The sequence below is a fragment of the Rhizobium sp. JAB6 genome, assembly GCF_003024605.1.
Lineage (GTDB): Bacteria > Pseudomonadota > Alphaproteobacteria > Rhizobiales > Rhizobiaceae > Rhizobium.
This window is the reverse complement of the sequence record NZ_PYJQ01000010.1, coordinates 281,539-301,499: the sequence shown is the minus strand read 5'-3', so window position 1 is coordinate 301,499 and position 19,961 is coordinate 281,539. Positions and strand designations below refer to the sequence as shown.

Sequence of the window (19,961 nt, the reverse complement as noted above, 5' to 3'; positions counted from 1 at the left end):
GTGGCTTGCCGGTTCCCATATGAAACTTGAGTTAACTCCCACAGGAGGCAGTCCCATGCTGCTCAGAACCCTCGCTATCTCCGCTCTCGTTGTCGGCATGTCCAGTGCCGCCATGGCAGAGCAGGTGCACAAGCATCACCCCAAGCGCGTCAATGTCGAGGCGTTCCAAGCCGATATCGGCAGCGTCGACCATTCGAAGGACGCGATCCTTCCGGACGGCACGATCAATACCGATCCGTCGGTGACCGGCCCGATCCGCGCCGGCGACTCCATTTCCCGCCTGCAGTGCGCCGCTGCTCCTAACTCCGTCGGCGCTCGTTCGAGCACCTATAGTGCAGGCTCCGCTTCGCTTTGCCCATAACGGAGCCGTACTTAAGCCAGCTCGATATCTGTGTGCTTGAAGCGGTCCCTGTTCGACAATAGCGGCTGACGGTAATAACGGGCGCAGGCATAAGTCATGCAATCGTCCAGGTCGAGGCGCGCCGAATGGCCGCCTTGGCCATAGCGTTCGTAAGCTTCGGTCGCGAGAACTGAGGCACGAGGCGGCACGGCGAGCAACTGGATGTTCATCAGTTGCAGGAAGGTGCGCACCGCTTCGCTTGCCTCGGTCGGCGACAATCCCAAAATAGTGGAAACCTGGATTGCGCCATTCGCTGCGATCAGCGGCGAAGTCATGCGTGCCATTGCCGGCTGCATGCGGATGGCGAAGGCGCGGGCCTCTTCCTCGTCGGTCATCATGGCCGACAGCACCGAAGCGTCGATGAACATCAGGCCTCTCCCCTTGTATCGGCGCTTCCACCCTTGGCGATGGCTTTCTGCCTGAGATTGCGGCAGAAAGCGACGGCGACATCGGCAAGTGCCGGTTTGGTCAGCTCCTCATCCAGCGCCTTTTGCAAGGCGAGCCGCACCGCTTCCGTCTTGGTGCCGGCCTTGGTCAGAGCCTGATAGCGCCGCGCCAATCGATCTATGGCGTCGTCCTTGATGTAAAGCGGCATGAAATATCCTTTCAAATACTCTGGATATCCCCTAGGGCCTGTTTACCGTCAGGGCAATCCCATCCGTTGCCGGATTGTGTTCCGTTTTCCTAGATATTTAGATGACGGATATCATCTAACATGCTAGCAATGGCATCAAGCTGTTTGCTGACTGTGAGGAGATGTCATGCCTGCTATCGATCCCGTCGTCATCGTTTCCGCCACGCGCACGCCACTCGGCCGTTTCCAGGGAGATCTTTCGGCTCTGCAGGCGCCCGAGCTCGGTGCGCATGTCATCCGTGCTGCGCTGGAGCGCGCCGGACTTCCGGCGGAGAGAGTGGATGAGGTTCTGTTCGGCTGCGTCCTGCCCGCGGGGCAGGGGCAGGCGCCGGCCCGGCAGGCTGCGCGCGGGGCCGGCCTGCCGGATGCCGTGGGTGCCACCACCGTCAACAAGGTCTGCGGTTCGGGCATGAAGGCGACCATGCTGGCACATGACCTGCTTCTCGCCGGCTCGGCCTCCATCGCGGTCGCCGGTGGCATGGAATCCATGTCGAATGCGCCCTATCTGCTCGCCAAGGCGCGCGGCGGCTATCGCATGGGCCATGACCGCATCTTGGACCACATGATGCTGGATGGGCTGGAGGACGCCTATGAAAAAGGTCGCTCCATGGGCGATTTCGGCGAGCTAGCGGTCGAGGCGTATCAGTTCAGCCGCGACGATCAGGATGCCTACGCGGTCGAAACCCTGTCGCGCGCTCGCAAGGCGCTCGAGACTGGCGCTTTCGAAGCGGAAATCACGCCGATCTCGGTGAGTGGCAAGGGTGGTCCGGTCACAATCGCCAAGGATGAGCATCCGCAAAAGGTTTCGCCTGAAAAGATCCCGACACTGAAACCGGCCTTCCGCAAGGATGGCACAATTACGGCGGCCAGCGCCTCGGCCAATGCCGATGGTGCGGCAGCGCTCATTCTGACGCGCCGTTCGCTTGCCGAGCGCGAGGGATTGCCGATCCTTGCCGAAATCAAGGCGCATGCCACGCATTCTCAGGAACCGGCCTGGTACACCACCGCGCCGATCCCGGCGATCCGCAAGGTGCTCGACAGGAGCGGCTGGAAGATCGGCGATGTCGATCTTTTCGAAATCAACGAGGCCTTCGCCGTCGTCGCCATGGCGGCCGCCAAGGAACTGGGCATTGCCCGCGACCGGCTCAACGTCAACGGCGGTGCCTGCGCGCTCGGCCACCCTATCGGCGCTACTGGAGCGCGGTTGATCGTGACGCTGCTGCATGCGCTCGAGCGTCAGGGGGCAAGGAAGGGCGTCGCCGCGCTTTGCATCGGCGGCGGCGAGGCGACGGCAATTGCTGTGGAGCGGGTTGGATAAGCGAATTCGGGCAAGTCAGGTGCGTCTGCCGATGCCGCACCGGCATGGCCCGTCATCGTAGCCTTCTCCCCGCTCATGCGGGGAGAAGGAACGACCGCCAGAGGGCGAGTTCGTAACAATATCGGATGCTATATCGCTCTATTTCGCCAGCCGCAGCCTCAGCGCATTGCCGATCACTGAGACCGAGGACAGGCTCATCGCCGCGGCCGCAATCATCGGCGACAGCAGCATGCCGAAGACGGGATAGAGCACGCCGGCCGCCAGCGGCACGCCGAGCGCGTTGTAGCCGAAGGCGAAGGCAAGGTTCTGCCTGATGTTGCGGATCGTCGCTTCCGAGAGATGGCGCGCCCGCACGATGCCGTTGAGGTCGCCCTTTACCAGCGTAATGCCGGCGCTTTCCATGGCGACATCGGCGCCCGTGCCCATGGCGATGCCGACATCGGCCGACGCAAGTGCCGGAGCATCGTTGACGCCGTCGCCGGCCATGGCGATGATACGGCCCTCGGCGCGCAGCTCGTCGATCAGCGCTTTCTTGCCTTCCGGCAGCATATCGGCGCGCACTTCATCGATGCCGAGCTCTTTGGCGACGGCAGTGGCGGTTTTGCCGTTATCGCCGGTCGCCATGATGATCGTCAGGCCGCTTTCATGCAGTGCCTTGATGGCGGCTGCCGTGGTCGGCTTGATCCGGTCGGCGACAGCGACAAGGCCGGCCAGTTTCCTGTCGATGGCGACGAACATGACGGTCTTGCCCTCACTGCGCAGGCGCTCCGTCTCAGCCTTCAAGGCATCGGTCGAAACGGCAAGGCCGGCCATCATCGCGGCATTGCCGAGCGCGATCGTGGTTTCGCCGACGCGGCCCTCCACGCCCTTGCCTGTCACGGCCGCAAAGCCGGAGATTTCGACGAAGTGCACCCCACGCCCCTCGGCTCCGGCAACGATGGCCTCAGCCAGTGGGTGTTCGGAGCCGCGCTCCAGGCTGGCGGCGAGCGAGAGCAGGCATGCCTCGTCGATGCCTGTCGCGGGGACGATCTCGGTCAGGTTCGGCTTGCCCTCGGTCAGCGTGCCTGTTTTGTCGACGATCAGCGTATCGACCTTGGCGAAGCGTTCCAGCGCCTCGGCATCGCGGACCAGTACGCCTTCCTGTGCGCCTCGGCCCGTGGCGATCATGATGGACATGGGCGTCGCTAGCCCAAGCGCGCAAGGGCAGGCGATGATCAGCACGGCGACGGCGGCAAGCAGCGCATGCGCCAGCCTCGGCTCCGGTCCGACGAAAGCCCAGACGGCAAAGGCGATGATGGCGGCCGCGACGACGGCGGGCACAAAGACGGCAGAGACGCGATCGACCATCGTCTGAATCGGCGCGCGCGAGCGCTGCGCCTTGGCAACAAGCTCGACGATGCGCGAGAGCGTGGTCTCGGCGCCGACCTTCTCGGCCTGCATGATGAGTGCACCATTTTTGTTGAGCGTGCCGCCGGTCAAGGCATCGCCCTTGGCCTTTTCGACCGGCAGCGGTTCGCCCGTAATCATCGATTCATCGACGGTAGATCGGCCGTCGACAACCGAGCCATCCACGGGGACGCGCTCGCCGGGGCGCACCCGCAGCCGGTCGCCAGCCTGGATCTCATCGACGGGCACATCGGTTTCGCTGCCGTTGGCGCCGATCTTCCGCGCCGTTTTCGGAGCGAGATCGAGAAGCGCTCGAATGGCCGAACCGGTGCGTTCGCGGGCCTTCAGCTCGAGCACCTGGCCGACGAAGACCAGCGCGACGATGACGGAGGCCGCTTCAAAATAGACGGGCACGCTCTCGCCATGCCCTCGAAAGCTCATCGGAAAGAGGCCGGGGGCAAGCGTCGCAATAATGCTGTAGACATAAGCGGTGCCGACGCCGAGGCCGATCAGCGTCCACATATTCGGGCTGCGGTTGACCAGCGAATTCCAGGCGCGGCGGAAGAAGGGCAGCGCCGCCCAAAGAACGACCGGCGTTGCGAGGACAAGCTCGACCCACGTGGCGATCGGCTCGCCGATCCAGTCGCGAATGGGAAGGCCGATCATCGGCCCCATGCTGATGGCAAGCAGCGGCAGCGACAGGGCGGCGCTGATCCAAAGCCGGCGCGTGAAATCGGCAAGTTCCGGGTTCGGGCCTTCGTCGGCGGCGGGGATTCCCATGGGCTCCAGCGCCATGCCGCATTTCGGGCAGTCGCCTGGATGGTCGCTGATCACCTCGGGATGCATCGGGCAGGTATAGAGCGTGCCCTTCGGCACCGGCTTCGGCGAGGGCTTGTTGCCATCGAGATAAGCCGATGGCTCCGCTTCGAACTTCGCCTTGCAGCCGGCCGAGCAGAAATAGAATTTTTCGCCCCCGTGCTTCGTGAAATGGCGGGCGGTTGCGCGATCGACCATCATGCCGCAGACGGGATCCTTGGCCGTCAGATAGTTTTCCGGCGCAGCTTCGAACTTTGCGCGGCAGCCATTGCTGCAAAAGTGGAAGGTGCGGCCGTGATATTGCAGCGACGGCTTGCCCGCATCGGGATCGACGGTCATGCCGCAGACGGCATCGCGGATCATTTCATTCTGGGTGAGGGTGTTATGGTGGTCGTGACCATGATGGCTGTGATCGTGGTCGTGGTGCGGTGCCATGTCATACTCCTTTGCCCGAAGGGGCTTCGGACAGGTTTATGGACCTTCCCATCGCTGGAAGGTCAAGCCGGAAAATAGTGATTGCCATCCACAGTTCACAGAGCCGGCCTTCCTATCTCACCGCGGATGGCGATGATAAGTTCCGTAAGATCGATGCAATGACGTGATTCCAATGCGATATGATCTGAGCACGCTGCCGCTTGCCACTCTTCTGCCCGCCGTCGTCAAGGCGGAAGATATGCTGGCGCGGTTGGATGAACGCGTGCTGAGGCATGCGGTGGCGAATGGCTTTCGCGAACGTGGGCACTTTTTCGATGCTGCCGGTGCACTCTGGGTGGGCGGCGAGCTCGTGCATGTCGAGGATCTCGTCCTGCATGACGCGCGCATGGATACGCGCACCCCGACGCATGAATTGACCATCGCCCATGCGGTGCTGCGCAGTCGTCGTCGTCTTTGGACCGCCGATCCGTCCTGGGGCCTGGAGCAGGCCGGCCTTGCCGTCCTGCGCGGTGAGGTCGGCGAGACCGACGAGGGCAGCACGCCGCGCGCGACCTCTGCCCGGGCCATGGAGCCTGACGAGCCGGAGGACGAGGAGGACGATTTCGGCGTCGATTTCGCCGAGATCGATGCCATTCTCGCCCGATCCGACAAGATCCTGAATGGCGGCGCTCCGGAGGCCCGGCAGCCGATCATCGATGCCCAGGATCCCCTGGCACTCGTCCGAGACGAGGATTGGGATGAGGATGAGCGGCTGGATAGCTGGCGCGCCGTCATTCGCGAGGCGGATCTGCTGCCGGCCACCCTGGGTGCGGCGGTGCTTTTCGATGCCTGGGAAAGGATCGAGCCGCTGCGGCGGCAGCATTGGCTCGGCGGCTTGCTGGCCAGCGCCTATCTGCGCAGCCGGGGCAAGGTTACGTCTCATCTCTTCTGTCTGAATGTCGGCCTGAAGGCCGTCCGTCACGACCGCCGGCGGGCACCGGATCGCACCACACGGCTGACTGCTTTTCTGGAGGCCATGGCACTTTCGGCCGATTCAGGCCTCAAGGAGCTCGACCGGCTTTCCCTTGCCAAGCTGCAGATGGAGCTGCGGCTCAAGGACAGACGATCGAACAGCAGCCTGCCCGAGGTCATCGACGTCGTGTTATCGCGGCCGATCGTTTCGGCGAAAATGATTGCGCGCCACGCCGGCGTTACCTCAAGGGGCGCACTCAATCTGGTGACCGAACTTGGCCTGCGCGAAATGACCGGGCGGGGGCGTTATCGGGGCTGGGGCGTGCTTTAATGCGCTGCAATGGCTGGTGTGGGTAGAGCCGCCCCCGCCTTGCAACCACAACCCCGATTTTTCGTCCAATATTACAGTTTGTTACGCTAAGTGGCGCTAAAATGGACAAAATTTAATGCCCATACCAAATTCCTAAGCGACATGATGCAAGCTAAGGTCGCGCCGTGAATTACGGGGGATAGTCGATCGCCCCGGGCTTTGAAGAAAGGTGCGTGAATGGCTCGGACGTTTCGGGTCGTCGTTTGGTTGGCAGTGATCGGCGCGGTCGGGTATGGCGCCTATGCGGCCCGCGATCGTTGGCTTGCGCCGGTAGAGAAGCTGCTCGGCTACCAGAATGCGACGGCACCCGGCGAGCAGGCGCAGAGCGGACGCCGTAGCGGCCAGCGGCAGGGTGGTGGCGGACGGCGCAGCATGTCGCAGTTCAGTGGACCAGTTCCGGTGCTCGCCGCCGACGCGACGACGGCCGATGTGCCCGTCTACATCAACGGCGTGGGGTCGGTGAAGCCTCTGAATACCGTGACGGTGCGCGCGCAGGTCAGCGGACGAATCGTCGGAATCAATTTCGTCGAAGGCCAGGACGTCAAGAAGGGCGACGTCATCGCCCGTATCGACGATTCCGTCTATAAGGCGCAGCTCGACCAGGCGATCGCCAAGAAGGCGCAGGACGAAGCCCTGCTTGCAGGTGCCCAGCGCGATCTCGCCCGCTACCAGATGATGGTGAAGAGCGCGTCCGGCACGCAGCAGCAGGTCGACACGCAGACCTCATTGGTGGGGCAATATACCGCGCAGGTCCAGGCGGATTCAGCGGCCATCGAGAGCGCGCAGGCAACACTCGATTATACGACGATCAGGGCGGCCTTCGACGGGCGCACCGGCATTCGCAACGTCGACGTCGGCAATCTCGTCAGTTCGGGCGACACGACAGGCATCGTAACGCTCTCCCAGATCAAGCCGATTTCCGTGCTGTTTTCCATTCCGCAGCAACAGCTTGCCCGCGTCAATGCAGCAAGCGCAGCTGGAACGCTTTCCGTCCAGGCCTTGGGCAACGATGGCGAGACGGTGGTCGATAATGGTTCGCTTGGCGTCGTCGACAATCAGGTCGACCCCACCACCGGCACGGTAAAGCTGAAGGCGAATTTCCCGAACGACAAACTGGCTCTGTGGCCCGGCGCCTTCGTCAATGCCCGCCTGCTCGTGGAAACGCTGAAGGGTGTTACCGTCATTCCGAGCGGCGCTGTGCAGCGCGGGCCGAACGGCACCTTCGTTTATATCGTCGGCCAGGATCAGACCGTTGCGATGAAGCCGGTGAAGGTGCGGCAGCAGGACGATACGCTTGCCGTCATTGCCGATGGCGTGGCGCCCGGCGACAAGGTGGTGACGACGGGCTTCGCACGGCTCCAGAATGGATCGAAAGTGCAGATTTCGGCCAATCCGGCTCAGGCATCGCCGGATACTCCGCCGTCCAACAATAACGGGCAGCCCGTCGCAGAGAACCAAGTCCAGAATGGCGGTGCCGGCACCGCCAATGCGAGCGAGCGCCCGCATCGCCGCCACGACGGCCAGGGTGGTCAAGGCGGCCAGGGCGGCACCGGTGGTCATAATGGCCATCGCGGCCAGGATGGTCAGCCTGCCGCTGGCGGCGAGCAGGGTGTGGATACGGGGGGCGGTTCGGCCTCCAACAATTCCTCCGCTACGCCGACGCAGCAACAATGAATGTCTCGTCGCTCTTCATCTCCAGGCCGATCGCCACCTCGCTTCTCGGGGTGGCGGTTCTGTTGGGCGGCATTCTCGGTTTCCTGTTCCTGCCGGTCGCGCCGCTGCCGCAGGTGGATTTTCCCACGATCCAGGTGACGACGCAGCTTCCGGGGGCCGATCCCGACACGATGGCGGCGCTGGTGACGGCGCCGCTGGAGCGGCCACTCGGCCAGATCCCCTCCCTTGCCTCCATGACGTCGTCGAGCGCTTTCGGCATCAGCCAGATTACCCTTCAGTTCGATCTCGGCCGCGATATCGATGGCGCCGCGCAGGATGTACAGGCGGCGATCAACGCCGCCGGATCGACCCTGCCGCGCACGCTTCCCTATCCGCCGACCTATTCGAAGGTGAACCCGGCCGATACCCCGATCGTGACGCTGGCGCTGCGCTCCAACAGCTATTCGATCCGCGAACTCAGCGATTTCGCCGATACCATGATGGCGCAGCGCCTGAGCGAAGTTTCCGGTGTCGGCGACGTGAACATTCAGGGCGGCGTCAAGCCCGCGATCCGCATCCAGGTGGATCTGCCGCGTCTTGCCTCCTACGGGCTTGCCCTGGAGGATATCCGTACGGCGATCACCAATGCCAGCGTTGCCGGCGCGAAGGGTTCGCTTGACGGCACGCAGCAGAGCTTCACGCTCGCGGCCAACGATCAGATCGTCGATCCCAACGTCTACCGATCCGTCATCGTCGCGTACCGCAACAGCGCCCCGGTACAGTTGAAGGACGTCGCAACGGTCGTAGAGGGGCTGGAGAACAATCGCGTCGGCGCCTGGTATCAGGGCCAGCCCGCCGTCATTCTCGATATCATGCGTCAGCCGGGCGCCAACGTCATCCAGACCGTTGAGAATGTCCTGAAGCAGATCCCGAAGCTAAAGCAGGCGATGCCGGCTGGTGTGTCCCTCGATATCGTCAATGACCGCACGGAGACGATCCGCGCTTCGATCCACGACGTGCAATGGACGCTGGTTATCAGCATCGGCCTCGTCATTCTCGTTGTTCTGCTCTTCCTGCGGACGATGACGGCGACCTTCATTGCCGGCGTCGCGCTGCCGCTGTCGCTGATCGCAACCTTCGGCGTCATGTGGTTCGCCGGCTTCAGCCTCGACAATCTCTCGCTGATGGCGCTGACGATCGGCACGGGTTTCGTCGTCGACGACGCCATCGTGATGATCGAGAACATCGCCCGACATATCGAAGAGGGCGAAAATCCGATGCAGGCGGCGCTGAAGGGAGCCGGCGAGATCGGCTTCACCATCATTTCGCTGACCGTTTCGCTGGTTGCCGTCTTCATTCCGTTGCTGTTCATGACCGGTATCGTGGGGCGCATGTTCCGCGAGTTCGCGCTGACGCTCACTATAGCCGTGGTCGTATCCGCCGTGGTCTCGCTGACGCTGACGCCGATGATGTGCGCGCGCATCCTGCGCAAGCCCAAGGAGCATCAGGGCGGCTTTCTGGCCGGCGCCGACCGTTTCACCGACTGGATGGTGGAAGGCTATCGGCGCAGCCTTGTCTGGGCCGTGGATCGCAGCCGCCTCATGCTGCTGGTGACGGTGGTGACGCTGGCTGCGACGGTCGCGCTCTATGTCGTCATTCCGAAGGGCTTCCTGCCGGCGCAGGACACGGGCCTCATCACCGCTGTCATCGAGGCCGAGCCGACCACCTCCTTCGAAACCATGAAGCAGATTCAGGCTGATGTGACCGACCGGCTGCGCAAGGATCCGGATGTTACCGGCGTCGTTGCCGTCATCGGTGCCAGCGCCAGCAATCTGACGCTGAATACCGGCAATCTCAGCCTCATCCTGAAGCCGCGAAGTGAGCGTAATGCCTCCGCCGATCAGATTATCGAGAGAATGCGCGGCGAGGTGGCGGGCCTGCCCGGCATCCACGTCACCTTCCAGAGCGTGCGCGATATCTCGATCAGTACAAGGGCCAGCCGCGCGCCCTATCAATATACGCTGACGGGTACGGATACGAATACAGTGGTCGACTGGGCGCAGAAGCTTGCCCAGCGGCTGCAGGAGAGCCCGAAGCTGATGGATGTCGCCTCCGAAGTGGAAATGGGCGGCGGGCGTATCTTCGTCGACGTCAATCGCGAAACCGCTTCGCGGCTTGGCGTGTCCATGCAGGCCGTCAGCGATACTTTGAACGATGCCTTCGGCCAGCGGCAGATCGCGACGATCTACGGCCAGGCCAACCAGTATCGCGTCATTCTGGAGGCCGCACCGCAATACCAGTCGGACCCGAAGTCGCTCGACAAGCTCTATGTCGCCGGTGCCAGCGATACGCAGGTGCCGCTCAACGCCTTCACGACCGCAAGTTTCACGACCGCGCCGCTGGTCATCAGCCATGACGAGCAGTTTCCGGCGGTGACGCTCAGCTTCGATCTCGCCAAGGGCGCGTCGCTCAGCGACGCCGTCGCCGAGATCAAGGCGGCGGAGCTGGATATCGGCATGCCCGACAATATCCAGCGCAAATATTCCGGCGATGCCGAGGAGTTCGCCTCGTCGCTGGCGGGCGAGCCCTGGCTGATTCTCGCGGCCATCGTGACGATCTACATCGTGCTCGGCCTGCTCTATGAGAGCGCCGTGCATCCGGTGACGATCCTTTCGACGCTGCCTTCGGCCGGCGTCGGCGCGCTGCTGGCTCTGATGCTGTTCGGGCAGGATCTGTCGATCATCGCGCTGATCGGCATCGTGCTCCTGATGGGTATCGTCAAGAAGAATGCGATCATGATGATCGACTTCGCGCTGGAGGCGGAGCGGAAGGAGGGTCTCGAGCCGCGCGAGGCCATTCTGAAAGCCTCGATCCTGCGTTTCCGGCCGATCATGATGACGACGCTCGCGGCGCTCTTCGGCGCCTTGCCGCTGGCGCTGGCGCAGGGCACGGGCGCAGAATTGCGCATTCCGCTCGGCATCACCATCATCGGCGGTCTGGTGCTCTCGCAGCTTTTGACGCTCTATACGACGCCGGTGATCTATCTCGCCTTCGAGCGACTGCGCACCAAGATCGTCGGCCGCACCAGCGGCACGCCGAGCGCCGAGATGGATGAATTGGCGGGTGGCGAGACATGAACATCTCCGAGCCGTTCATCAAACGCCCTGTCGGGACGACCCTTCTGGCGATCGGGCTGATGATCCTCGGCATCGTCGCCTATCGCTTCCTCCCGGTTGCGAGCCTGCCGACCGTCGATCTGCCAACCATCGTGGTTTCCTCCAGCCGTCCCGGCGCCGATCCGGCCAGCATGGCGGCGAGCGTGGCCGCCCCGCTGGAGCGTCACCTCGGGACTATTGCCGGCGTCACCCAATTGACGTCCGTCAGCTCGCTCGGATCGAGCACGATCATCGTCCAGTTCGATCTTTCGCGCAGCGTCGATGGGGCTGCGCAGGATGTCCAGGCTGCATTGAACGCGGCTGCGACGGACCTGCCCGGCGATCTGCCCACTCTCCCGTCCTTCCGCAAGATCAATCCGGCGGCGGCTCCCGTTCTCATTCTGGCGCTGACGTCAGACAATGTCTCCCCGAGCGCCATCTACGATGCGGCGGATACCGTGGTGGTGCAGCGCATTTCGCAGGTGGATGGCGTCGGCGGCGTAACCGTGAGCGGCGCCGACCAGCCCGCCATCCGCGTGCGGCTGGATCCGGACCGGCTTTCGGCCATGGGCCTCTCGCTCGAAGCGGTCCGTACGGCGATCGTCAATGCCAACGTGCTCGGCCCCTTCGGCTCGATCGACGGTGCCAGCGGCGCTTTCTCCGTCGCCGTCAACAGCCAGTTGAAGACGCCGGAAGCCTTCGGGCGGATAGTTGTGCGCAGCGGCGACGGCACGGCGGTTCGCCTCTCCGATATCGCCACCGTCGAACCGGGTGTACGCAACAGCCGCTCGGATGCCTGGTATGATGGCAAGCCCGCCGTGCTGCTCAACATCACCAAGCAGGCAGATGCAAACGTCATTGCCACCGTCGATGGCGTCAAGCAGCTGATCCCGGAGCTGAAGCGGCTCATTCCGGCCGGCGTGAATGTCTCCATCCTTTCCGACCGCACCACCACAATTCATGCCAGCGTCACCGATATGCAATGGACGCTGCTTGCCACTATCTGCCTGGTCATGGCCGTGGTCTTCGTCTTCCTGCGGCGCGCCACGCCGACCTTTGCCGCCGGCGTTACAGTGCCCCTGTCGCTTGCCGGCACTTTTGCCGCGATGTGGCTCTTCGGGCTGTCGATCGACAATCTATCCCTCATGGCCCTTGCCGTCTCCGTCGGCTTCGTCGTCGACGACGCCATCGTGATGATCGAGAACATCTATGCCAATCTGGAAACCGGCATGAAGCCGATGCGGGCAGCGCTGGAAGGCGCGAAGCAGATCGGCTTTACCGTCGTTTCCATCAGCCTGTCGCTGCTTGCCGCCTTCATCCCGCTGTTCTTCATGGGCGGTATCGTCGGCCGGTTCTTCCAGACCTTCTCGTTGACGCTCGGCTTCACCATCGTCGTTTCGACGCTGGTATCCCTCACGCTGACGCCGATGATCTGCGGTCATCGTCTGCGTCAGCACGATGTCCACGCGCGTCCTGGCCCGTTCGGCCGCGTCGTCGAGGGCACGCTTGGCGCCACTACGCGATTTTATGGCCGCACGTTGCGGGCGGTGCTGCATCACCGCCTGCTTTCGGTGATCGTCATCATCGCCTGTGTGGTCATGTCGGGCTATCTCTACGTAAACGTTCCGAAGGGCTTCATTCCGCAGGACGACACCGGCTTTATCCAGGGCGGGACGCAGGCTGCGACCGACATCTCGTATCCGGCCATGGTCAAACTCCAGCAACAGGCGGCGGATATCGTCGCTAAGGATCCGGCGGTGTCGGGTGTCGGCTCCTCCGTCGGCGGGGGAGGCTTTTCCAGTTCCGTCAATCGTGGCCAGCTTTTCATCTCGCTGAAGCCGGAATCGGAGCGTGCGCCGACCGCCGATGTCATAGACCGGCTCCGCAAGCAGCTGATGGCCGTTCCGGGCCTCAGCACGTTCCTGTTTTCGCCAGGCGATATCCGCGCGGGCGCGCGCCAGTCGCAATCCCAATATCAGTTCACCATCTGGGGCGCCAATTACGACGAGCTGGTGGAATGGGCGCCCAAGGTGCTGGAACGTCTGCAGGCTCTTCCGGGATTGACCGATGTTGCCACCGACAGGCAGCCCAATGGCCTGCAGGCGACCGTCAATATCGATCGCACCCTCGCTTCCCAGCTCGGCATCAACATCCAGTCCATCGATTCCGCCCTCAACAACGCCTTTGCGCAACGGCAGATCTCGACGATCTACACGCAGCGCAACCAGTATCGGGTCGTCTTGGAAGCGGATCCCGACTATGCGCTCGATCCGCAAGATATTTCCAAACTCTACGTGCCCGCCTCCGGCGGCACGCAGGTGCCGCTGAGCGCGGTGGCGTCGATCGACCGGACGCTGGCGCCGCTGGTAGTCAATCACCAGGGCCAATATCCCTCCGTCACCATCTCCTACAATCTCGCGCTCAATACGCCCCTGCAGGTGGCGAACGATGCCATTCAGAAGGCGGTGCTCGACATGCATCTGCCCGATACGCTGCATGCGGATTTCGCCGGCGATGCGGCGAGCGTTACCCAGTCGTCCGGCAGCCAGCCGCTGCTGCTTCTGGCGGCATTGCTGACGGTCTATATCGTTCTCGGCATTCTCTATGAAAGCCTGGCGCATCCGCTGACGATCATCTCGACATTGCCCTCGGCCGGCCTCGGCGCGTTGCTGGCGCTTGCCGTCAGCGGCACCGAGCTGACGATCATCGCCTTCATCGGCATCATCCTCTTGATCGGCATCGTCAAGAAGAACGGCATTATGATGGTGGATTTCGCCCTGCAGGGCGAGCGTATGCTTGGCCTTTCCTCCGAGGAAGCCATCTATCAGGCATGCCTCAAGCGTTTCCGGCCGATCCTGATGACGACGCTCGCCGCCCTTATGGGTGCCATTCCGCTGATTGTCGCCACCGGCCCCGGCGCGGAGCTGCGCCGTCCGCTTGGGATCACCATCGTCGGCGGCCTCGTCGTATCGCAGGTGCTGACGCTCTATACCACGCCGATCATCTACCTGATGCTTGCCAAGCTGCACGCAAAATGGTCGCCGAAACCGCAGACAGCAGCGTCGGCTCCGGCTTCGTCGAGCTGACGAGCTATCTGTTTCACTGAGCGCAGATCGCGGTTTTCAAATCGTCAATCTTCCATTCGACCCTGGGCTCAGCGAAAGATGGGTCACCTCTCTTCCGAGGCAGCGCGGCAGTCGCATATGAAATGAAGTTGCTGCCGGCATCCTCATTCTTCCCAAGGGGGGAAGGAATTTGCGGCGCCGATGTGCCTCAAATGCGCTTGCTCTGGCTGGCGGGAGGGGGAACTTGTAGAAATCAAAAGGGCTCCCGCATTACCCGCGGGAGCCCTTTTGTTCATTCAAGACACTCCCCGCTTCGCCGTGGCGAGAGCGGGCGGCGTTTCATTAATGCGTGGTACCGCTATCTGTTGCAGGCGTTTCCGGTGTGGTCACCGGACCGATCCTGCCCTTGAAGATGCGGCGGACGGAGACGAAGAGCAGCGGGATGAAGAAGATACCGAGCACGGTCGCCGAGATCATGCCGCCCATGACGCCGATGCCGATCGAGTTCTGACTGCCCGAGCCCGCACCATTGGCGATCGCCAGCGGCATGACGCCGAGAATGAAGGCGAGCGAGGTCATCAGGATCGGCCGCAGGCGCTGGCGCGATGCTTCCAGCGTGGCGTCGAGCAGGTTCTTACCCTGGTTCTGCTGCTCGATGGCGAATTCGACGATCAGGATCGCATTCTTTGCCGCCAGGCCGATGGTCGTCAAAAGGCCGACCTTGAAGTAGACGTCGTTCGACTGGCCGAACAGGGTTGCAGCCAACAGCGCGCCGAAGATGCCGATCGGAACCGACAGCATGACGGCGAGCGGGATCGACCAGCTCTCATAAAGGGCGGCAAGCGCCAGGAACACCACCAGGATCGAGATGGCATAGAGCTGCGTCGCCTGGTTGCCGGAGAGCTTTTCCTGGGCCGAGAGGCTTGTCCATTCGTGGCTGAAGCCTGGCGGCAGGGTCGCCATGATCTTATCGATCTCGTTCATGGCGTCGCCGGAGGAGACGCCCGGGGCGGCCGAGCCCTGGATTTCGACGGCGGAGGAGCCGTTATAGCGCTCCAGGCGCGGCGAACCGTAATTCCATTCGCCGTTCGAGAAGGCCGAGAAGGGTACCATGTCGCCGCTGGAGTTGCGCACATACCAGCGACCGAAATCCTCGGGCTGCATGCGGAAATCCTTGTCGGCCTGAACATAGACAGGCTTCACACGACCGCGGTCGATAAAGTCGTTGACATAGGTGCCGCCCCAGGCGGTCGACAGGGTCGAATCGATATCCCCCAGGCTGATATTCAGGGCGCTTGCCTTTTCCTCATCGATATTCAGGGAGAATTGCGGCGTATCTTCCTGGCCGTTCGGGCGGGTGCCGAAGAGCTTCGGGTTCTTGGCGGCCGCCCCCAGCAACTGGTTGCGGGCAGCGATCAGTGCCGCGTGACCGGCGCCGTTGATGTCCTTGATGAAGAAGTCGAAACCACTCGAGCTGCCGAAGCCGGGGATGGCCGGCGGCGCCAGCGCAAAGACGTTGCCGTCCTTGATCTTCGAGAAAGCGCCCATTGCGCGCCGTGCGATCGCTTGCGCTTTGGATTGCGGCGTCTTGCGCAGGTCGAAATCCTTCAGCCTTACGAAGACGAGGCCGACATTCTGGCCCTGACCGCTGAAGCCGAAGCCGGCGACGGCGAATGCGCCCTCGACATAGTCCTTCTCGGTGTTGAGATAATAGTCTCTCACCTGATCGAGCACGGCTTTGGTGCGCGAATCCGTGGCACCTGGCGGCAACTGAATGGCGGTCAGCAGAATGCCCTGGTCTTCATCCGGCAGGAAGGAGCTCGGCAGGCGGTTGAACAGGGCAGCAACCGCGCCGCCTATGAGGACGAACACCAGCAGGAAGACGATGCTGAGGCGGATCATGCCATGTACGCCGCGCTGGTAGCGATGCGTTGCCCGCTCGAAGTTGCGGTTGAACCAACCAAACAGACCGCGCTCTTTGGCGCCATGCTTGGGCTTTCTTAAAAGAGTGGCGCAAAGGGCAGGTGTGAGGATGAGAGCAACGATGACGGACAGCACCATCGCGGAGACGATCGTTACCGAGAACTGCCGGTAGATGACACCGACCGAACCCGAGAAGAAGGCCATCGGGATGAACACGGCCGAAAGCACCGTGGCGATGCCGATCAGCGCGCCGGTGATTTCCTGCATCGATTTGATCGTCGCTTCGCGCGGCGACAGTCCCTCTTCCTCCATCACGCGTTCGACGTTCTCCACGACGACGATGGCGTCGTCGACAAGCAAGCCGATGGCGAGCACCATCCCGAACATGGTCAATGTATTGATCGAGTAGCCGAACAGCGCCAGCACGCCGAAGGTGCCGAGCAGCACGACCGGGACGGCGAGCGTCGGGATGAGCGTGGCGCGGATGTTCTGCAGGAAGACGAACATGACGATGAAGACGAGTACGATGGCTTCGAACAGGGTCTTGACCACGTCCTCGATCGACAGCTTCACGAAGGGCGTCGTATCGTAGGGATAGACGATCTCCACATTCGGCGGCAGCGTCTGGCTGAGATTGTTGATGGTCGTGCGGACCGCCTCCGCCGTATTGATGGCGTTGGCGCCCGAGGCAAGCATCACGGCCAGGCCGGCCGACGGATGGCCGTTATAGGTGCTCGATGTCGTATAGCTCTTGGCGCCGAGTTCGACCGAGGCAACGTCATTCAGGCGAACGAGCGAACCATTCGGCTGGCTCTTGAGGATGATGTTGTTGAACTGCTCAGGCGTCTGCAGACGGCTCTTGGCCGTGACGGTCGCATTGAGCTCCTGGCCTTTGCGCTGCGGCAATGCACCGAGCTGACCGGCCGAGACCTGCGAGTTCTGCGCCTGGATGGCGGAAACGACATCCGATGTCATCAGCTGGTATTTGGCGAGCTTGTCCGGATCGACCCAGATGCGCATGGCGTATCCGGAACCGAAGATCTGCGTATTGCCGACGCCTTCGATGCGCTTCAGCGTGTCGTTGAGGGTGCTGTCGACATAGTCGGCAAGGTCGTTCGAGTTAAGCTTGCCGTCGGTGGACACGAAGCCCACGACCATCAGGAAGTTCGAGGTCGATTTGGAAACCACGATACCCGTGGATTGCACGGTCTGCGGCAGCTGTGCCGTGACGAGCTGCAGCTTGTTCTGCACCTGCATCTGCGCGACATCGGGATCGGCCTTGTTGGTGAAGGTCAGCGAGATCGAGGCCTGACCCGTCGAGGTCGAGGTCGAGGTCATGTAGTCGAGATTGTCGATACCCGTCATGCCCTGCTCGATGACCTTGGTCACCGAGTTTTCGACGGTTGCCGCGTCAGCCCCGGAATAGGTGGCGCTGATGCTGACCGTCGTCGGCGCGATTTGCGGATATTGCGAAATCGACAGCATGAGAATCGAAAGCGCGCCCGCCAGCATGATGACGATGGCGATCACCCAGGCGAAGATCGGCCTGTCGATGAAAAAACGAGACATCGTCTAACCTCACTTCTGGACGCCGGAGGCGGCTTTCATATCGGTCTTTTCCAGCCCGGCCTGCTCGGCAGGCGGCTTGCCATCGGCAGCAGCCTGCTTCACTTCGCCGGTCGCATCGTCGATCGTTACCGGCGAAACGGTAACTTCCTGGCCGTCCCGGACGCGCTGAACGCCTTCGACGATCACGCGATCGCCGTCGGCGACGCCCTGGTTGACAAGCCAGCTGTTGCCGATGCTGCGTTCCACCTTCAACACCCGCTGCTGCACCTTTCCCTCGGTTGTCACGAACATGGCGATCGGTTCGCCCTTCGTGTTGCGGGTCACGGCGCGTTGCGGCACCAGGAAGCTGTTTTCGGCAATGCCTTCCTGAATGGTGGCGCGAACATACATGCCCGGCAGCAGGATGCGATCCGGATTGGGGAAGACGGCGCGCACGGTAATCGTGCCGACCGTTTCCGCAACGGAGGATTCGGCAAACTGCAGCGTACCGGTTTCCTTGTACTGGCTGCCGTCTTCCAGCGTCAGATGCACGGAAACGTTGTTTCCGCTGGTCTTCAGCCGGCCTTCCGCGACAGCGCGGCGGAATTCGAGCAGGTTGGTGCTCGACTGCGTGACATCGACATTGATTGGATCGAGCTGACGGATGGTGGTCAGCGCCGTCGTCTGATCGGCGGTGACAAGGGCGCCGACCGTGACCGTGGAGGCATCGACGCGGCCGCCGATCGGCGCTCGCATCTTGGTGTAGTCGAGATTGATGCGCGCCGTTTCCAGGGCAGCCTTTGCGGATGCCACGTCGGCATTGGCCTGCGCCAGTGCGGAAACGGCATCGTCGAGGTTCTGCTTGCTGACTGCGTCCTGCTGGGTAAGGCTCTTGTAGCGATCGACTTTCGACTGGGCGCTTGGCAGGGCGCCCTGCGCCTTTTGCAAGGCCGCGGCGGCGCTGTCATAGGATGCCTGGTAGGAGGACGGATCGATCTCGTAGAGCACGTCGCCTTCCTTGACTTCGCTGCCTTCCTTGAAATTGCGGCTGCGAATGATGCCGCCGACCTGCGGGCGCACTTCGGCGACGAGATAGGCACTGGTGCGGCCAGGCAGCTCGGCGGTGATGGCGACGGATTGCGGATGCAGTGACATGGCGCTGACCTCCGTCTTGACGACGGGGGCATTGTTTTGCGCGGAATTCTGCTGGTTGCAGCCAGCCAGCAACATCGCAGCAATCAATCCTACGGCGGTCAGCGAAGAGCGGCCGATTGAAAGGCTGTTGGTTGTCACCGGATATGCGAGTGCAGAAGTGGGAGGAGCGGGCTTTCGCACGTTGCTATTTCCTGTTGCCTTATTTATAGTACCAAGTCGTACTGAAAATATTTGTACCGCGTCAAATGTCAATCCTATTCGGTTGTTGGGATCAATACGGTGTGCTGACAAAGGAACGAACAGCCAAGGCCGATCAGGTCGCCAAACGCCGTCCGCGCGGCCGGCCGAAAACCGTGACCGACGAGGAGCGCCGCGCGGAGATCGTCCGGGAGGCGCGCGCGATCTTTTACGAACTCGGATATGCCGGCACAACCATGGATTTGGTTGCCAACCGATGCCGGATTTCGAAGCAGACCCTCTACAGACTGTTTCCGAGCAAAACCGATCTGTTTGTGGCCATCATCGCCCAGCATCGTGCATCCATGCTGGCCCTGCCGCGGCCTGAAGATGAGACCTTGCCGTTCGACAAGACGCTCGAGCAGATATTCATGATCGATATTGATGAAGATCGGGAGCGTGAGCGGGACGCATTTATTCATCTCGTCATCAGTGAATCGCAGCAATCGCCGGAGATCGCGATGTTGCTGCATACCTACGGCGGCAAGCAATCGCAGCAGATGCTGGCGGATTGGCTTCTCGAGCAACAGCGGCGCGGCGTGATCGAGATTGCCGATGCGGAAAGCGGCGCGCGCATGCTGATGAGCATGATCTTCGATGCGATGATCTCGAGGCCGGGCCGTCCGAAGGATTGGACGGACCGCGAAACGCGGTTGCGCCATCTGCGTCATTGCATCGCGATCTTTACCGCAGGCGTTCGGCCGCGCCAGGATAGCGGCTAAAGCACGCCGCGACCTTTCGGATCGCTTCTTGCATTGGGTCTTTAAGATTATGCCTGTCGTTGCCGCAAAGCCGCTACAGCCTGCGCGTGGCATACGTGAACCTCGTCCTCCCGACGGTCCCTCGTAAGAAAAATGCCGATATGGCCTGGGAAGCCATACCGGCATCGTTCCGTATCCGGCGGCAAGCGCCGGA

Annotated in this window: 12 protein-coding genes; 7 read left to right on the top strand and 5 right to left on the bottom strand. The window is 62.3% G+C overall.

Features of this window, described 5'->3' with window-relative positions; translation table 11 throughout:
* Positions 1-55: 55 nt before the first annotated feature.
* Positions 56-361: a hypothetical protein gene (locus C7U61_RS17750; RefSeq protein ID WP_106999391.1), complete on the top strand. Its 306-nt coding sequence runs from the start codon at positions 56-58 to the stop codon at positions 359-361.
* 11 nt (positions 362-372) lie between these two features.
* On the opposite strand, the gene C7U61_RS17745 is transcribed toward C7U61_RS17750, so the two are convergent.
* Together C7U61_RS17745 and C7U61_RS17740 are read right to left on the bottom strand one after the other, a co-directional pair.
* Positions 373-768 (bottom strand): type II toxin-antitoxin system VapC family toxin, encoded by a 396-nt coding sequence (locus C7U61_RS17745; protein ID WP_106999390.1) that lies wholly within the window; start codon positions 766-768, stop codon positions 373-375.
* A complete protein-coding gene (locus C7U61_RS17740) occupies positions 768-995 on the bottom strand; it encodes a type II toxin-antitoxin system VapB family antitoxin (protein ID WP_106999389.1) in 228 nt (75 codons plus the stop codon). Before C7U61_RS17740 ends, C7U61_RS17745 begins: the two co-directional genes overlap by 1 nt.
* 166 nt (positions 996-1,161) lie before the next feature.
* On the opposite strand from C7U61_RS17740, the gene C7U61_RS17735 reads away from it, so the two are divergent.
* Positions 1,162-2,352 carry an acetyl-CoA C-acyltransferase gene (locus C7U61_RS17735; RefSeq protein WP_106999388.1) on the top strand — a complete coding sequence of 397 codons (1,191 nt, stop codon included), beginning with the start codon at positions 1,162-1,164 and terminating at the stop codon, positions 2,350-2,352.
* 138 nt (positions 2,353-2,490) lie between these two features.
* Here the strand turns inward: C7U61_RS17735 and C7U61_RS17730 are convergent, their stop codons facing one another.
* Positions 2,491-4,989, bottom strand: coding sequence for a heavy metal translocating P-type ATPase (locus C7U61_RS17730; RefSeq protein ID WP_106999387.1), 2,499 nt, complete (start codon positions 4,987-4,989; stop codon positions 2,491-2,493).
* Between the two features lie 172 nt (positions 4,990-5,161).
* Between C7U61_RS17730 and C7U61_RS17725 the strand changes: the two genes are divergently transcribed.
* The 4 genes from C7U61_RS17725 (at position 5,162) to C7U61_RS17710 (ending at position 14,204) form a co-directional block, all read left to right on the top strand.
* Positions 5,162-6,271 (top strand): RHE_PE00001 family protein, encoded by a 1,110-nt coding sequence (locus tag C7U61_RS17725; RefSeq protein WP_106999386.1) that lies wholly within the window; start codon positions 5,162-5,164, stop codon positions 6,269-6,271.
* Between the two features lie 216 nt (positions 6,272-6,487).
* Positions 6,488-7,984 (top strand): efflux RND transporter periplasmic adaptor subunit, encoded by a 1,497-nt coding sequence (locus C7U61_RS17720; RefSeq protein ID WP_106999385.1) that lies wholly within the window; start codon positions 6,488-6,490, stop codon positions 7,982-7,984.
* Positions 7,981-11,100 (top strand): efflux RND transporter permease subunit, encoded by a 3,120-nt coding sequence (locus C7U61_RS17715; protein WP_106999384.1) that lies wholly within the window; start codon positions 7,981-7,983, stop codon positions 11,098-11,100. Before C7U61_RS17720 ends, C7U61_RS17715 begins: the two co-directional genes overlap by 4 nt.
* Positions 11,097-14,204 carry an efflux RND transporter permease subunit gene (locus C7U61_RS17710; protein WP_106999383.1) on the top strand — a complete coding sequence of 1,036 codons (3,108 nt, stop codon included), beginning with the start codon at positions 11,097-11,099 and terminating at the stop codon, positions 14,202-14,204. The genes C7U61_RS17715 and C7U61_RS17710 overlap by 4 nt, the downstream gene beginning before the upstream one ends.
* A 321-nt stretch (positions 14,205-14,525) precedes the next feature.
* On the opposite strand, the gene C7U61_RS17705 is transcribed toward C7U61_RS17710, so the two are convergent.
* Together C7U61_RS17705 and C7U61_RS17700 are read right to left on the bottom strand one after the other, a co-directional pair.
* Positions 14,526-17,675, bottom strand: a complete 3,150-nt coding sequence (locus tag C7U61_RS17705) for an efflux RND transporter permease subunit (protein WP_106999382.1) — start codon at positions 17,673-17,675, stop codon at positions 14,526-14,528.
* 9 nt (positions 17,676-17,684) lie between these two features.
* Positions 17,685-18,884, bottom strand: a complete 1,200-nt coding sequence (locus tag C7U61_RS17700) for an efflux RND transporter periplasmic adaptor subunit (protein ID WP_181315872.1) — start codon at positions 18,882-18,884, stop codon at positions 17,685-17,687.
* A 278-nt stretch (positions 18,885-19,162) separates the two neighbouring features.
* Here C7U61_RS17700 and C7U61_RS17695 point away from each other — a divergent pair, with 278 nt between their 5' ends.
* Entirely contained in the window at positions 19,163-19,768 is a 606-nt protein-coding gene (locus C7U61_RS17695) for a TetR/AcrR family transcriptional regulator (protein WP_245410825.1), read from the top strand.
* The last annotated feature ends 193 nt before the right edge of the window (positions 19,769-19,961 follow it).

Coding starts and splice junctions, on each gene's coding strand:
- C7U61_RS17725 (WP_106999386.1), top strand. CDS start 5,162: ATGCGATATGATCTGAGCACGCTGCCGCTTGCCACTCTTCTGCCCGCC.
- C7U61_RS17720 (WP_106999385.1), top strand. CDS start 6,488: ATGGCTCGGACGTTTCGGGTCGTCGTTTGGTTGGCAGTGATCGGCGCG.
- C7U61_RS17700 (WP_181315872.1), bottom strand. CDS start 18,884: ATGTTGCTGGCTGGCTGCAACCAGCAGAATTCCGCGCAAAACAATGCC.
- C7U61_RS17750 (WP_106999391.1), top strand. CDS start 56: ATGCTGCTCAGAACCCTCGCTATCTCCGCTCTCGTTGTCGGCATGTCC.
- C7U61_RS17705 (WP_106999382.1), bottom strand. CDS start 17,675: ATGTCTCGTTTTTTCATCGACAGGCCGATCTTCGCCTGGGTGATCGCC.
- C7U61_RS17730 (WP_106999387.1), bottom strand. CDS start 4,989: ATGGCACCGCACCACGACCACGATCACAGCCATCATGGTCACGACCAC.
- C7U61_RS17745 (WP_106999390.1), bottom strand. CDS start 768: ATGTTCATCGACGCTTCGGTGCTGTCGGCCATGATGACCGACGAGGAA.
- C7U61_RS17740 (WP_106999389.1), bottom strand. CDS start 995: ATGCCGCTTTACATCAAGGACGACGCCATAGATCGATTGGCGCGGCGC.
- C7U61_RS17715 (WP_106999384.1), top strand. CDS start 7,981: ATGAATGTCTCGTCGCTCTTCATCTCCAGGCCGATCGCCACCTCGCTT.
- C7U61_RS17710 (WP_106999383.1), top strand. CDS start 11,097: ATGAACATCTCCGAGCCGTTCATCAAACGCCCTGTCGGGACGACCCTT.
- C7U61_RS17735 (WP_106999388.1), top strand. CDS start 1,162: ATGCCTGCTATCGATCCCGTCGTCATCGTTTCCGCCACGCGCACGCCA.